Here is a 13,217-nt window from a genome sequence, read left to right as displayed (position 1 = left end):
GCCTTACGGCCGACCGTCGCGGAACCGGCGACGCTCGGTGACCGTGATCTCGGGGTCGAGGCAGAGCCGGTCCCGGCCGCTGCCCTTCGCCTCATAGAGGGCCTCGTCCGCGCGGGCCAGCACCCCGGCCTGGGTGCTCCCCACTGTGGCCGCCGTGACGCCGATGCTCACCGTGACCGGCAGGTCGCCGGTGATCGGCAGCCAGGTGTGCCCGGCGATCGCCTGACGCAGGTCCTCCAACCGCATGACCGCACCCGGCAGGTCCACGCCGGTCACCACGAGCAGGAACTCCTCACCGCCGAGCCGGGCGGCAAACCCGGCTCTGCCCACATCGGTGCGGCCCAGCATCGCCGCCACCGCGGTGAGAACCTGGTCGCCGGTCTCGTGCGAGAACGTGTCGTTCACCCGCTTGAAGTGGTCCAGGTCCAGCAGGGCCACGGTCACCGGCGAGCCGTCGGTGGCCGCCTTCTCCAGCAGGACCGGAAGGCGCTCATCCACGTACCGCCGGTTGTGCAGGCCGGTCAGCGGGTCGCGGCGCGCCTGGTCGCGGAACCACTCGGCCTGGCGGCGCGCCTCATCCACCTCGAACAAGGCCTGCCGGTTGCGGGCCTGTGCCTCCCGCTGCGCCGACTGCAACCGCTTCTCCGCGGTGTGGAACAGATGCATGGAGGCGTACGCGCGAGCGAAGTCCCCCGCCGCTGCCTGCAACTCCGCCTGTTCCAGCAACGCTTGCACGTCGTTGAAGCGCAGCGAGTGTCGGCCGCAGAGGGCGCGTACCTGGTCGAGGGTCTGTTGGGCGGCGTCGAGCTCCCCGCGGAGCCGCTGCACGAAGGCCCGGGTCAGCAGCAGATCCGCCTCGGCGTCCGCCTCCTCCGCGTTCTCCTCCTGGTACGCCCGCAGCGCCTCCGCGGCCGCCACGTCCGCGGCGTCCAGGTCACCCAGCAGCGCCTCGACCCGCGCCACGGTGTCCAGAGCGGAAAAGTCCAGCGGTTGCCCGTGCTGCTCGCCGGCCACCCGCAGCCGGTGCAGGACGCGTCGGGCGCGCGGCAGCTCACCGCGGTCGTACTCGGCGTACGCGTAGTTGTTGAGGGCCATCAGCAGCCGCCGGGCGTTGCCGTGTTCGGCAGCGATCTGGATGGCCTGCTCGTAACGGTCGCGGGCGGACGACATCGAGCCGGTTTCCGCGTACGCGTCAGCGAGCTTGATCAGGCACGCGATCCGACCGGAGACCGGCGTGGTGGCGTCCAGCGCGTCCACGCACTGAATCATGTGCTCAAGGTTCGCCGCCAGGTCGCCCATCGCCCGGTAGAGCCGGGCCAGCACCCGGTGCGCCCGGGAGATCACCCGCCGGCAGTCGCCCACCTGCGCCCATTCCAGCACTTCGACGATCATTTTGGCCGCGGTGGCAAGTTCGCCCCGCCGATCGACCATGTCGGCCTGCAACAGCCGCGCCCGCCAGTGCAGCTCGGTCTCGCCCGCTTTCCCTGCCGCGAAAGCGATCCGCAGGGCGATGGCCTCAGCCTCAGCGATGTCGAAGTCGGCCAGATCCTCGTAGTCGTCCACCACCAGGGCCATCCGCGCCGGGTCGAGCGACAGCACCGTGTCGGCCCGCGTGCTCATGACCATGGCGACTCCCGGCGTCCGTGTCACACCGTGGGCCGGAGCCCGCAGCGCGGGAGACCTTCCTCCCGATCCTCCGATCGGCGCGGGCGGGGCAAACCTGTGCTATTTACAGAGCAGCTTCTCCATCCGGCGGCCGGCCACGACCAGGCCGAGGGCGAGCACGCCCAGCAGGTACGCCACGTCGACGAGCTGAAGCCAGCCCACTGCGCCGGTGGTGATCGCGCGGATCAGGTCGACCGAGCGGTACAGCGGGGTGACCTCGACCAGCCAGCGCAGCACCGCGGGATAGGCCTCGGCCGGCACGAAGGTCCCGGAGAAGAGGAAGAGCGCGAACTGGGCCGAGGCCACCAGGTCGAAGTCCTGCCAGCTCCGCATGAACGTGGACAGCGCCATGCCCAGCGCACCGAACGCGAAGCCGACCAGCACCGCACCGGCAAACGCGGTCAGCGCGCGAACCGGCGTGGTCAGCTCCATGACCACCATGACCACGAGAAACGCCGCGGCGTAGATGTTGCCCCGCAGCATGGCCCAGGCCAGCTCGCCCAGCGCGATTTCGATCGGCCGCACCGGGGTGGCGAGCATCCCGTCGTACAGCTTCATGAACTTCATCTTCCCGAAGAAGTTGAAGGTCGTTTCCGCCAGCGCCCCGGTCATCGCCGACGAGGCCAGCATCGCGGGAGCCACAAACGCGGCATACTCGACGACTCGACCGTCGCTGAGCGTGAGGTCCCCGACGAGCGTGCCCACCCCCACGCCGATGGAGAACAGATACAACACCGGCTCGAGAAACCCCGAAGCCATGACCAGCCAGTACGCGCTGCGCAACGTGGCCGCGTTGCGTTCGACGACGGACGCCGACCGCCGGCCCGCTCCCTCGAAGGAAACGAGTCGTGGAAGGACGAGGGTGAGCATCGGCACCTCAGATCACCAGCCGGCGGCGGAACTGGCGCAGGGCGAGCCACCAGCCGGCCGCGGCCCACAGCGCCAGGTAGAGCAGGTGACCGGGCACCGACCAGGCGGGTGCGACACCCAGGGTCGCCGCCCGGCTCAGATCCACACCGTGCCAGAGTGGCAACGCCCACGCGATCCAGCGCAACGGGTCCGGCAACGACTCGACGGGGAAGAACACTCCGGAGAACAACGACATCGGAATGACCCCGAGCCGGAACAGGATAGCCAGATAGCCGTCGCTGCGAATGGTTGCCGAATAGGCAAAGGTCGGCGTCGACACGGCCAGCCCGACCAGCGCGGCAATCGGCAACGTCGCCAATGCCCACCACGAATGCATGGTCCCGAACGCCGTCGCGATCAGCAGGAAGGCCGCACAGCTCGTCACCGTCCGGAAGACCACGAACAGCAGATGCCCGTCAAGAATGTCGGCCACCCGCACCGGCGCCGCGGCCTGCCCGAAGTAGATCCGCTGCCACTCGAACCCGCCGAACACCGGCCAGGTCGAGTCGCCGATCGCGATCTGCATCGCCGTCGACGCGATCAGCCCGGGCACCATCCAGTCCAGATAGGGCACCCCTTCGACGCCGCCCGTCACATACGCCCCGACGCCCAGCCCGAAGCCCAGCATGGTGAGCAGCGGCAACACGAACGACGACAGCACACTCGAGCGCCAGATCCGGCGATAGCTGACGAGGTGGTACTCCAGCACATACCAGGTCATCGATCAGTCCACCAGGGTCCGGCCGGTGAGGTGCAGGAAGACGTCTTCGAGGCTGCTGCGTCGCACCAGAACACTGGCCGGGTGCAGGGCTCGGCCCTGGACCTCGGCGACCGCGGCGCCGCCATCGGAGACGTAGAGCAGGATGCGGTCCGGAAGAATCTCGAGGCGCTCGCCGATGCCGTCGAGTTTGCCGGCGAAGTCGTCCTGAGACTCGGCGTTGAAGCGAAGCTCGACCACCTCTCGAGTCGAATACTCCTCGATGAGGGCGCGGGGTGAACCTTCCGCGACGATGCGGCCGCCGTCCATCACCACGAGGCGGTCGCAGAGCTGCTCGGCCTCGTCCATGTAGTGGGTGGTCAGAACCAGCGTCACGCCCTGCTGTTTGAGCCGGAACAAGCGCTCCCAGACCAGGTGGCGGGCCTGCGGGTCGAGGCCGGTGGTGGGCTCGTCGAGCAGGACGATGTCGGGCTCGTTGACCAGCGCCCGGGCGATGGTGAGGCGGCGCTTCATGCCGCCGGACAGCGGCTCCACCTTGCTGTCGGCGCGCTCGGCGAGCTGGACGAAGTCGAGGAGCTCGTCGGCGCGACGGCGGGCCACCTTGCGGGAGATTCCGAAAAAACGGGCGTAGGTGGTCAGGTTTTCCCGGACGGTCAGCTCGAGGTCGAGATTGTCCAGCTGAGGGCAGACGCCGAGGCGGGCGCGGATGGCTGGCCCCTCGCGCAGCGGGTCCTTGTCGAGGATGCGCAGGACGCCGTCGGTCGGCGGGGAGACGCAGCCGATCATGCGCATGGTGGAGCTCTTGCCCGCACCGTTGGGGCCGAGGAAACCGAACGCCTCGCCGCTCGCCACGTCGACGTCGATGCCGGCGACGGCGGTGAAGTCGCCGAAGCGTTTGACCAGCCCGCGGGCGTGAATGAGGCTCACCCGAGGGACCTTAGTGAAGGGGTCCGACAAAATCAGGCCGGTGGCGCGGTCGCTTCCTGCGCCGAGGCCACCACCTGATCGGTGGCCTCGATGATCGGGTCCGCGTCCACCGCCGTGTTGGCGTCGTAGCGGACCGACCAGGTCAGGCCGTTCACGCCGCTGACCCGGCGGCCGACGACCCGGACCCCGCCGTTCGGCGGCAGCGGGTGGTGCGAGGTGTAGGCGACCGAACGGGTCACCCGGGTACGTACCTGATCGGGCAGCTCACGCGGGTCGAGCAGGAGGAAACCGAGAATCGGCGCGTCGATCAGCACGGTGTAGCCGGGCCGTTCCACCGCCACCTCGGCGGGCGTGATCCGCAGCTCCCGGCCCGACCAGGCCGCCTTGTGAATCTCGTGCCAGCCGAGCAGCCGGCCGTCCGGCAGCCACAGGCCGCGGTTGGTGGCGACCAGCACCGCGTCGCCGGCTTCGCCGACATACGCCCAGGCCAGGATGCGCTCGTCGGGCTCCAGCGCCGGCCGCAACGGGGCCGGAAGTTTCGGTACGCGGCGGAAGAGTTTCACAATGCTCCTGCTGCCTGGTCACGGAGGGCACGGGCGTGCTGTTCGAGCGAGAAGAGCTCCCCGACGAGGGCGTTGAACTCTTCCTTGTGCGCGACGGGGTTGAGCCGCTGCACCTTGGACTTCAGCTCTTTGATCCGGGCGGTGACCGCGCCGGCCTGAAGGCGGGCCAGATGCACCTGGACGTAGCGCAGATCGGCCTCGCCGTCGACGCGCAACGGCTCGACCGCCAGTTCGCCGATGAGGGCCTTGCCGCCCAGGTCCTGGCAGGCGTCCCGGACCGCTTCGATCCACACGACGCCGCCCGTGGCCGAGGCGGTGCCGCCGGCAGCTTCGATGGCCGCGCGGACCTCGCGCAGCACCGGGTCGCCGTAGGCGTCGGCCTCCAGCGCGTCGAACATCGGCCCGGCGAGGACGGGTTGTTGCAGCGCCAGCTTCAGCATTTCCCGTTCGACGTGGCGCTGGGGGCTGTCGGCGGTGCGCTGCGGAGCCGCCACCGGGGCGTCCGGGGTGAAGGCGGCGGCGACCGCGCGCTGCACCGGTTCGAGGTCCATGCCGAGGTCGGCGGCGAGCTTGCGGGCGTACTCGGGGCGCTTCTCGCGGTCCTTGATCTTGGCGACGAGCGGCGCGGCGCGGCGCATGGCCTCGACCCGGCCTTCGACGGTGTCCAGGTCGAACTTGCCGATGGTGTGCCGCAGAGCGAAGTCCACCAGCGGCTCCCGTCCGGCGATCATGTCGCGCACGGCCAGATCGCCCTTCGCCAGGCGCAGCTCGCACGGATCCATGTTGTTCGGGCTGACCGCGATGAACGTACGCCCGACGAACCGCTGGTCCTCCTCGAAGGCCCGCAGCGCCGCTTTCTGCCCGGCCGCGTCCCCGTCGAAGGTGTAGATGATCTCGCCGGTGAAGCTGTCGCTGTCCATCAGCAGCCGGCGCAGCACCCCGATGTGGTCGACGCCGAAGGCTGTTCCGCAGGTCGCCACGGCGGTCGGCTCACCCGCCTCATGGCAGGCCATCACGTCGGTGTAGCCCTCGACGATGACCGCGCGACCGCGTTTGGCGATCTCCCGCTTGGCGTAGTCGATGCCGTAGAGAACGTGGGACTTCTTGTAGAGCGGGCTCTCCGGGGTGTTCAGGTATTTCGGGCCGTCGTCGTCGTCGAAGAGTTTGCGCGCGCCGAAGCCGATGACCTCGCCGCTCAGGTCGCGGATGGGCCAGAGCAGGCGGCGGCGGAAGCGGTCGATGAGCGAGCCGGAGCGGGCTGGCTTGGCCAGGCCGCCGGTGGCCAGTTCCTCGGCGGTGAAGCCCTTCTGGCGTAGGTGCTTGGTGAGCAGGTCCCAGCCTTCGGGGGCGTACCCGCAGGCGTACTTCTCGGCGGCGTCCCGGCCGAAGCCGCGTTGGGCGAGGAATTCACGGGCCTTGCGGGCGCCGGCCTTGCCGAGTTGGTCGCGGTAGAACTCGGTGGCGGCGGCGTGGGCGGCGATCAGCCGCTGCCGCTGGCCGGGCTGCTGGCGGGGGGCGCCGGGCCGCTCGTCCGGGGTGTCGTAGCGCAGCTGGATGCCGGCCTGGCCGGCCAGCCGTTCCAGCGACTCCACGAAGCTGAGGTGTTCCGCGTCCATCAGGAACTTGATGGCGTCGCCGCCCGCACCACACCCATGGCAGAAATAGACATTTCGGGCGGGAGAGACCGTGAAGGACGGGGTCTTCTCGTCATGGAAGGGGCAGAGGCCCTTGAGGTTGCCGCCGCCCGCCGAGCGCAACGTCACCGTCTCGCTGATCACGTCCGCGATCGAGGTGCGGTCGCGGACCAGCGCGATGTCCTCGTCCTTGACCCTGCCCGCCACCGCTACATACTGCCTCGCGCTACCCGCGGCCCGCCAAGAGGGTCCGGTGCCACGCCACCGCCGCCGGGTCGGTCAGCGAGGCGACCTGGTCGATCACCACGCGCAGGCGAGCAGCGTCGTCGGCAGCGAGCTTCCACTCGTGCGCGAACATCGGGTCGAGTGGGTCGGGCGCGCGGTCGCAGAGCAGCTCCACCAGGGAAGTAAGGATGGCACGCTGCTGCTCGTACCAGTCCTCGGCCGCGCGGGCACGCATCACATAGCGCAAGGCCATGCCCTTGAGGAGCGCGCACTGGTTGCGCACCGTACGCGGAACGATCAGGTCCGCCTCGTAACGCCGCACCCGGTGGTGCCCGTGCTTGCTGCTGGTGGCCCCGACCGCCGACGCGACGAACCGGCCGGTCAGGACGCTGGTCATCCGCTTCAACGCCACCTGCGAGCGGTACGTGCCGTCATAGTCAGCCGCGGCACGGACCACACCGTCGGAAAGCAGCAGGTCAAGGGCCTCACCCAACGCCGCTGGAGTCTCGTCGGAGTAGGCAGCGGCAACGTCGACGCACAATTCGGCCCGCTCGTCGGCGTCGTCGAGCAGCGGCCGCAGCGACAGGTAGCCGCCGTGCACCCCGTCCTCGACGTCGTGCACGGAATAGGCCACATCGTCGGCCCAGTCCATGACCTGGGCCTCCAGGCAGCGGCGCTCACCATCCGGCGCGGTCGCGCGGATCCAGTCGAAGACCGGCATGTCGTCGGCGTACACCCCGAACTTGCGAGTCCCGGGCCGCCGCGGCCAGGGATACTTGCAGCTCGCGTCGAGCGACGCCCGCGTGAGGTTGAGGCCGGCGCCCTCGACCTTCGCCTCCAACCGGGACAGCACGCGCAGGGTCTGCGCATTGCCCTCGAACCCGCCGCAGGAGCGGGCGACCACGTCCAGGGCGGCCTCGCCGTTGTGCCCGAAGGGTGGATGCCCGATGTCGTGGGCCAGCCCGGCCACGTCGACGACGTCCGGGTCGCAGCCGAGCCGGGCGCCCATCTCGCGGGAGATCTGGGCGACCTCCAGCGAGTGCGTCAACCGCGTACGCAAAAAGTCGTCGGACCCCGCCGTGTGCACCTGGGTCTTGGCCGCCAGGCGCCGGAAGCCCGCGGAATGCAACACCCGGGCGCGGTCGCGCTCAAACTGGGTACGGCCGTAGCCGCTGTCCTTGGCCGGCTCGGCCACCCACCGCTCGGCGTCGCCCGTCATGCGTCAACCCTAGGGCCGCGCCCGATCAAGCGGACCGCTTCGCCGAGAGCACGCAGAACTCGTTGCCCTCCGGATCGGCCAGCACCACCCAGCTCACGTCGCGCTGGCCGATGTCGACCGGCCGGGCGCCCATGTCGACCAGCCGCTCGACCTCGGCTTCCTGGTCGTCCGGGCGCAGGTCGAGATGCAGCCGGTTCTTGACCGTCCGGGCGTCGGACGACAGGCCGAAGAGCAGGCCGGGCAGGGTGTCCGGGGTGCGCCGAATCTCCACCTCGTCGGCGGCCTCGTGCACGATCTGGTAGCCGAGCGCCTCGGCCCACCAGCGCGCGAGCCGCGCCGGGTCCGCCGCGTCGACGACGATCTGCTCCCAGGTGCTGGTCATGAAAACACCCTCCAGGTGGACGCCCTCGAAAGTGACGATCATCGTACGCCCGGCGCTCCGGCGCACCCCGGGCGAAAGAACGCACTCGTCGTGCGACATCCCCCGGCCAGGCCACCCCCACACTGGCCGAAAGGAGGAGTGCCATCGTGATTTCGCTGAGCCACCGCCTCGCCGCCCTGGCCGAAGCCGGGCGTACCGGGGCTTTGCACCTCGGGGGCTCCCCCGGCGGCGTCGTCTATCTGGTCGCCGGCCGGATCACCTACGCCGAGTCGCCCGCCTGCCCCGGCATCGGCGAGCGGCTGGTCGGTTCCGGACGGCTGTCGGCGGCGCAGTGGCAAGCCGCGTACGACCGCGGACACGCCACCCGGCAAGTAGCCCGGACATTGTTGCGCGACGGCCACCTCGGTCACCACGAACTCGCCTGTCGGGTCGTGGCGACGATCACCGCCGTCACGCACACCCTGCTGTCGGCCGCGGACGCGCCGATGCTGTTCGTGCCCGGCGAGCGGCACTGGTTCGGCACGATGGCGCAGGTCGACCTCCAGCTCGGGCCCGAGATGGCCCGGCGGCTGCTGGCCCGGCCGGTGCCGCGCGGCGCCCGCCCGACTCGGTGCCGCCGCGGCGCTCCGGCCCTGCGGTGATATCGACCACGGTGAGATCGACGACCATGACGCACACCGGGTGCGACTCACGCTCACAGCGTGGCCGCAGGATGGCCCATTGTGACGGCGGCCGAGCTGTCAACCCGGCCGAATCGTCAGCCTGGCGGCGGCGTCAGCCCGGTGGAGGAGAGAAGTGCCCGGGGTCGATAACTGTTTGCAGGAGGCCATGGCGATACCCGGCGCGATCGGCGCCAGCATCGTCGACTACACCACCGGCTTCCCGGTCGCCACGACCGGAGCCGCACCCAACGAGGACCACGAGGCCGCGGCGGCCGGCACTGCGGACGTCGTCCAGGCCGCGCAAAGCCGGTCGCTGTTCGTCTCGGCCGTGCCGCACGACCTCCTCGAGGACCTCATCATCACGACCGCGGGGGGCTACCACCTGTTGCGGCTCGTCCAGACCGACTTCGACAGCCGGCTCGTGCTCTATGTGTGGCTCGACCGGAACCACGGCAACCTCGCCGTGGCCCGGCGGCGCATGCAGACCCTGGCCGACGAATTGATCGCGACGTGAGGGGAGTTGCGGTGAGAGCCCCGAAGTCCGCACCTCCCGGGCGCCTGCTCACGCAGGTCGCCGGCGAGCGACGGACCGGCGCCCTGATCGTCGGGGGCACGCCCGGCGGCACGGTCCACCTCTGCGAAGGATTCGTCACGTACGCCGAATCGGCAGCCGCGCCCGGCGTCGGCGAACTGCTCACCGCGTCCGGCCGGCTGGCGCCCCGGACCTGGCAGGCAGCGCTGGACGCCGGCACGCCCCGCGCCACCGTGGGACGGCTGCTGCTGGATCAAGGTCATATCACCCAGGGAGAGCTGGAGCTGTGTGTGCTGGGCGCCACCTACGACGCCGCGTACTTCGCGCTCTCCCCCGCCGCAGCGCCGGTCGACTTCCTGGACGGCGCCACCCACTGGCTCGGCGACCTGGTCCGCGTGGATCCGGCCGCCCTGGTCCGGGAGTCACGCCGCCGCGGCCGGCTGCTGGACGACATCTTCCCGCACCCCCAGCTCGACACCGAAGCTGTCATCCCGGTGACCCGACCGCCCCGCGAACGCATCACCCTGACCGCACCGCAATGGGAACTGCTGGTGCACGCGGACGGCCAACGCACCCCGGCCGACCTGGCCCAGCTGCTCGGCCGCGCCGGTTACGCCACCATCCAGGAACTGCGCCGGCTCGCCGCGGCCGGCCTTATCGAGCTACCCACGCCCCGCGACACACCACCTTCGACTTTCGTACGCCTCCCGCGCGCCCGCGGCACCGCGGTGGACGTCCACCGGCCGGAGCCACCACCCGCCGCGGCCGTGGCGGCGACCGCCCGTACGGGTCCGCCGCCCAGCCCGCCCCAACAGCGCGAGCCCGCCGACCCGGCCACCGCGAGCGGTACGGCGTACCGACCGCCCAAGCTGGCCCGGCGCAAACCGGGCGCCAAGCTGCCCAAGGAAATCGCCGACGATCCGACGGCGATCCACCCCGGCACGGACGAGGTGTTGCTCAAACGCATCCGCACCGCGTTGCGAGCCCTGCGATGACCCGCGCCCCGCCCGCCATCGAGCAGCCGAACCAGGGCAGGTATCAGGAAGGAGTAACCGCGGATGACGGTGGACCCGGCAGTGCTGACGGAACTCGGCAACCTTCGCAGGAGGCTGCCGGAGCTGTGTGGCAGCGTGCTCGCCACCGCGGACGGCATGGTGGTCGCCCACGACGCCCACAACATCGAACCCGACAGCCTCGCCGCCCTGGCCGCCGCTCATCTCGCCCTCGCCCGACGCTTCGCGCACGCCGTCAACCACGGCAACCTGCGCGAGTCCGTCGTCGAGTGCGACGGCGGATACATCACCTCCTACACCGCGGGCCCGAACGCCCTGCTCACCCTGGTCACGACCGGCGGCGCAAACCTCGCCCTGGTCCACCTCGAGGCGCGCCGGGCCGTACGCAAAATCGTGCGGCTGTTGACCCTCGAGCCACCGGCCGCCCGGCCGGAGATCCCGACGCAACCGGGCCCATCCACCCCGCTCGCCCGGCGGACCCCGATGGCGACGTTGCAGCACACGTTTCTCGGGCAGTGACGCCCGCACCACCCCTACCCACCAATGTGTATGAACCCGGAGGACCACCCATGGCCGACATGGACACCGCGCTCAAAGAGATCATGAACATCGACGGCGCCGTCGGCGTCGCCCTGGTCGACCACACCAGCGGCATGGCGCTGGGCACCGCCGGCGGCGGCAAGGACCTCGACCTGACGGTCGCGGCAGCGGGCAACACCGACGTCGTCCGCGCCAAGCTCCGCGCGATGGAGATGCTCAACCTCACCGAAAAGATCGAGGACATCCTCATCACGCTGGACTCCCAGTACCACATGATCCGGCCCCTCACGAGCCGCTCCGGCAAGGGCCTCTTCCTGTACGTGGCGCTGCGCCGCGACCGCTCCAACCTCGCCATGGCCCGCCACCAACTCAAGCGCATCGAAGCCGACCTCGACGTCTGAGCAGCCACGAGCTAGACCGAACGGGGCGGGCGCTCTAGTGCCCCGCCCCGTTTGTCGCTCCCTGACACGGCGGAACCGCGCGGGTCTAGTCGCCGCGCGCCGTCTTTGGTTCCGACTCGTCGGCGATTGACACGAGACTCGAAGTGTTCCCTTCCGGACACTGACCGCCGTTTCGGCCGACGACAGGTCAGTTCTGCGCCTCGCGGACGTCCGTTCCGTGCTCGGCGAATGCCTTGAAGTCCTGCATGTGCTTGAGCGACTGCTTACGGAAAGCGCCGGGCATCAACAGTCCCACCAGCCGCATACCAAGGCCGCTGAACCGGTACTCGTTCTCGCTCGTCCAAAGCGTCGTTTCTGGACCGCTCTCGGTGAGGCGTTCGCGGGCGGCGCTCCACATGCCCTTGCCGACGATCTCACGCTCATAGTGGAAGACGCTTGCAGGCAGGTCTTCCGGATCCCGGCGCGTGATGGTCTCGGTGCATTCCATCTGCTGCTGCCCCATCTGCAGCACGACCCGCGACACGGTGCCGACCTCGCCGTGCACCCCATTCAGCGGCTCATGCACCACCAGGCCGCGCAGCCACTTCGGTAGGTGTGCCGGATCGGCGAGCAACGAGATCACCTGCGACCGTGGCAGGGCGATCTCCAGGGAGACGGTGTATTTCATGTCAGCCGCCGCTGTTTTCCATCTCGGCGCCTTCGGGGACGGTGTCGTCGTCGCGGCTGTCGAGCCACCCGTACGGCAGGGACACCTTGCCGGGGGCGTTGATGCGACCTCGGGGCTGGCCGAGGGATTCGCGCGGGAACGGCTGGTCGGCGTCGAGTTTGCCGAGCAGGTCGTCGAGCTGGGCGAGCGAGGACACCATGGACAGTGCGCGGCGCAGGTCTCCGCCGACGGGGAAGCCCTTGAGATACCAGGCGATGTGTTTGCGGAAGTCGGCGCAGCCGTGGCGTTCGTCTTCGAGGGCTTCGACGAGGAGGTGCGCGTGTCGGGACATGATGGCGGCGACTTGGCCGAGATTGGGCAGTTCCAGGGATTCGACCCCGTCGTACGCCGCGTGCAGGTCTTTGAAGAGCCAGGGCCGGCCGAGGCAGCCGCGGCCGACGACGACGCCGTCGACGCCGGTGTGGGCGACCATGCGCATGGCGTCGGCGCCTTCCCAGATGTCGCCGTTGCCGAGGACGGGGACGTCGAGGGCCTGCTTGAGGGAGGCGATGGCGTCCCAGTCGGCGGTGCCGGAGTAGCGCTGTTCGGCGGTGCGCGCGTGCAGGGCCACCGCGGCGACGCCGGCTTCCTGGGCGATCAGGCCCGCTTCCACGTACGTGAGGTGGTCGTCGTCGATGCCTTTGCGCATTTTGACGGTGACGGGGATGCCGAACGGGGCGGCGGCCTGGACGGCCTGGCTGACGATGCGGCCGAAGAGTTTGCGGCGCCAGGGCAGGGCGCTGCCGCCGCCGCGGCGGGTGACCTTGGGGACGGGGCAGCCGAAGTTGAGGTCGATGTGGTCGGCGAGGTTTTCTTCGGCGACCATCCGGGCGGCGGCGGCCGTGACGTCGGGATCGACGCCGTAGAGCTGGAGGCTGCGGAAGCCTTCATCCTCGGCGAACCTGATCATTTTGAGCGTTTTGGGGATCCGTTCGACCAGCGCCCGGGTGGTGATCATCTCGCAGACGTAGACGCCGCCGCCCTGTTCCCGGCAGAGGCGCCGGAAAGCGACATTGGTGATGCCAGCCATCGGGGCTAGCACGACGGGCGGCCAGACCTGGTGCTTTCCGAGCGTCAGGGGTTTGGCGGAGGTTGCGAGAGTCACGCCGTCGAGCATGGCA

General features: G+C 70.0%; 15 protein-coding genes. 5 read left to right on the top strand and 10 right to left on the bottom strand.

The window, feature by feature from the left end; all coding sequences use genetic code 11:
* Positions 1–3: 3 nt before the first annotated feature.
* The 8 genes from ACIA1L_RS04395 to ACIA1L_RS04360 all read right to left on the bottom strand — a co-directional run bounded on the left by ACIA1L_RS04395 (position 4) and on the right by ACIA1L_RS04360 (position 8,242).
* Positions 4–1,620, bottom strand: coding sequence for a diguanylate cyclase (locus tag ACIA1L_RS04395; protein ID WP_396071093.1), 1,617 nt, complete (start codon positions 1,618–1,620; stop codon positions 4–6).
* 105 nt (positions 1,621–1,725) lie between these two features.
* Positions 1,726–2,535, bottom strand: coding sequence for an ABC transporter permease (locus ACIA1L_RS04390; RefSeq protein WP_396071759.1), 810 nt, complete (start codon positions 2,533–2,535; stop codon positions 1,726–1,728).
* A gap of 7 nt (positions 2,536–2,542) precedes the next feature.
* Positions 2,543–3,295: an ABC transporter permease gene (locus ACIA1L_RS04385; protein ID WP_396071092.1), complete on the bottom strand. Its 753-nt coding sequence runs from the start codon at positions 3,293–3,295 to the stop codon at positions 2,543–2,545.
* Positions 3,296–3,298: 3 nt separating this feature from the next.
* Positions 3,299–4,219 (bottom strand): ABC transporter ATP-binding protein, encoded by a 921-nt coding sequence (locus ACIA1L_RS04380; RefSeq protein ID WP_396071091.1) that lies wholly within the window; start codon positions 4,217–4,219, stop codon positions 3,299–3,301.
* Between the two features lie 32 nt (positions 4,220–4,251).
* Entirely contained in the window at positions 4,252–4,782 is a 531-nt protein-coding gene (locus tag ACIA1L_RS04375; RefSeq protein ID WP_396071090.1) for a hypothetical protein, read from the bottom strand.
* Complete coding sequence (gene dnaG / locus ACIA1L_RS04370) at positions 4,779–6,623, bottom strand: DNA primase (protein ID WP_396071089.1); 1,845 nt, start codon at positions 6,621–6,623, stop codon at positions 4,779–4,781. Before dnaG ends, ACIA1L_RS04375 begins: the two co-directional genes overlap by 4 nt.
* A gap of 19 nt (positions 6,624–6,642) precedes the next feature.
* Positions 6,643–7,860, bottom strand: coding sequence for a deoxyguanosinetriphosphate triphosphohydrolase (locus ACIA1L_RS04365; RefSeq protein ID WP_396071088.1), 1,218 nt, complete (start codon positions 7,858–7,860; stop codon positions 6,643–6,645).
* A 25-nt stretch (positions 7,861–7,885) separates the two neighbouring features.
* Positions 7,886–8,242, bottom strand: coding sequence for a VOC family protein (locus ACIA1L_RS04360; protein WP_396071087.1), 357 nt, complete (start codon positions 8,240–8,242; stop codon positions 7,886–7,888).
* Positions 8,243–8,388: 146 nt separating this feature from the next.
* Between ACIA1L_RS04360 and ACIA1L_RS04355 the strand changes: the two genes are divergently transcribed.
* From ACIA1L_RS04355 to ACIA1L_RS04335, 5 genes are all read left to right on the top strand, one after another.
* Complete coding sequence (locus ACIA1L_RS04355; protein ID WP_396071086.1) at positions 8,389–8,883, top strand: DUF4388 domain-containing protein; 495 nt, start codon at positions 8,389–8,391, stop codon at positions 8,881–8,883.
* Positions 8,884–9,037: 154 nt separating this feature from the next.
* Entirely contained in the window at positions 9,038–9,418 is a 381-nt protein-coding gene (locus ACIA1L_RS04350; protein ID WP_396071085.1) for a hypothetical protein, read from the top strand.
* Between the two features lie 11 nt (positions 9,419–9,429).
* On the top strand, positions 9,430–10,431 hold the full coding sequence (locus ACIA1L_RS04345) for a MarR family transcriptional regulator (RefSeq protein WP_396071084.1): 1,002 nt from the start codon (positions 9,430–9,432) through the stop codon (positions 10,429–10,431).
* 63 nt (positions 10,432–10,494) lie between these two features.
* On the top strand, positions 10,495–10,968 hold the full coding sequence (locus ACIA1L_RS04340) for a roadblock/LC7 domain-containing protein (RefSeq protein WP_396071083.1): 474 nt from the start codon (positions 10,495–10,497) through the stop codon (positions 10,966–10,968).
* Between the two features lie 50 nt (positions 10,969–11,018).
* The gene (locus ACIA1L_RS04335) at positions 11,019–11,390 is read left to right on the top strand and encodes a hypothetical protein (RefSeq protein ID WP_396071082.1); all 372 of its coding nucleotides are present in this window, start codon (positions 11,019–11,021) and stop codon (positions 11,388–11,390) included.
* 187 nt (positions 11,391–11,577) lie between these two features.
* On the opposite strand, the gene ACIA1L_RS04330 is transcribed toward ACIA1L_RS04335, so the two are convergent.
* A complete protein-coding gene (locus ACIA1L_RS04330) occupies positions 11,578–12,057 on the bottom strand; it encodes an SRPBCC family protein (RefSeq protein WP_396071081.1) in 480 nt (159 codons plus the stop codon).
* Position 12,058: 1 nt separating this feature from the next.
* Entirely contained in the window at positions 12,059–13,213 is a 1,155-nt protein-coding gene (gene dusB / locus ACIA1L_RS04325) for a tRNA dihydrouridine synthase DusB (protein ID WP_396071080.1), read from the bottom strand.
* Between the last annotated feature and the right edge of the window lie 4 nt (positions 13,214–13,217).

This window comes from Actinoplanes sp. NPDC051859 (genome assembly GCF_044452725.1).
Taxonomy (GTDB): domain Bacteria; phylum Actinomycetota; class Actinomycetes; order Mycobacteriales; family Micromonosporaceae; genus Actinoplanes.
Note: the sequence above shows the minus strand (reverse complement) of the source record. Positions and strands in the feature narration are given on the sequence as shown.

What these genes read in the sequence shown, in the direction of transcription:
- ACIA1L_RS04395 (WP_396071093.1), bottom strand. Translation starts at nt 1,620, where the DNA reads ATGAGCACGCGGGCCGACACGGTGCTGTCGCTCGACCCGGCGCGGATG.
- ACIA1L_RS04390 (WP_396071759.1), bottom strand. Translation starts at nt 2,535, where the DNA reads ATGCTCACCCTCGTCCTTCCACGACTCGTTTCCTTCGAGGGAGCGGGC.
- ACIA1L_RS04385 (WP_396071092.1), bottom strand. Translation starts at nt 3,295, where the DNA reads ATGACCTGGTATGTGCTGGAGTACCACCTCGTCAGCTATCGCCGGATC.
- ACIA1L_RS04365 (WP_396071088.1), bottom strand. Translation starts at nt 7,860, where the DNA reads ATGACGGGCGACGCCGAGCGGTGGGTGGCCGAGCCGGCCAAGGACAGC.
- ACIA1L_RS04360 (WP_396071087.1), bottom strand. Translation starts at nt 8,242, where the DNA reads ATGACCAGCACCTGGGAGCAGATCGTCGTCGACGCGGCGGACCCGGCG.
- ACIA1L_RS04340 (WP_396071083.1), top strand. Translation starts at nt 10,495, where the DNA reads ATGACGGTGGACCCGGCAGTGCTGACGGAACTCGGCAACCTTCGCAGG.
- ACIA1L_RS04335 (WP_396071082.1), top strand. Translation starts at nt 11,019, where the DNA reads ATGGCCGACATGGACACCGCGCTCAAAGAGATCATGAACATCGACGGC.
- ACIA1L_RS04330 (WP_396071081.1), bottom strand. Translation starts at nt 12,057, where the DNA reads ATGAAATACACCGTCTCCCTGGAGATCGCCCTGCCACGGTCGCAGGTG.
- dusB (WP_396071080.1), bottom strand. Translation starts at nt 13,213, where the DNA reads ATGCTCGACGGCGTGACTCTCGCAACCTCCGCCAAACCCCTGACGCTC.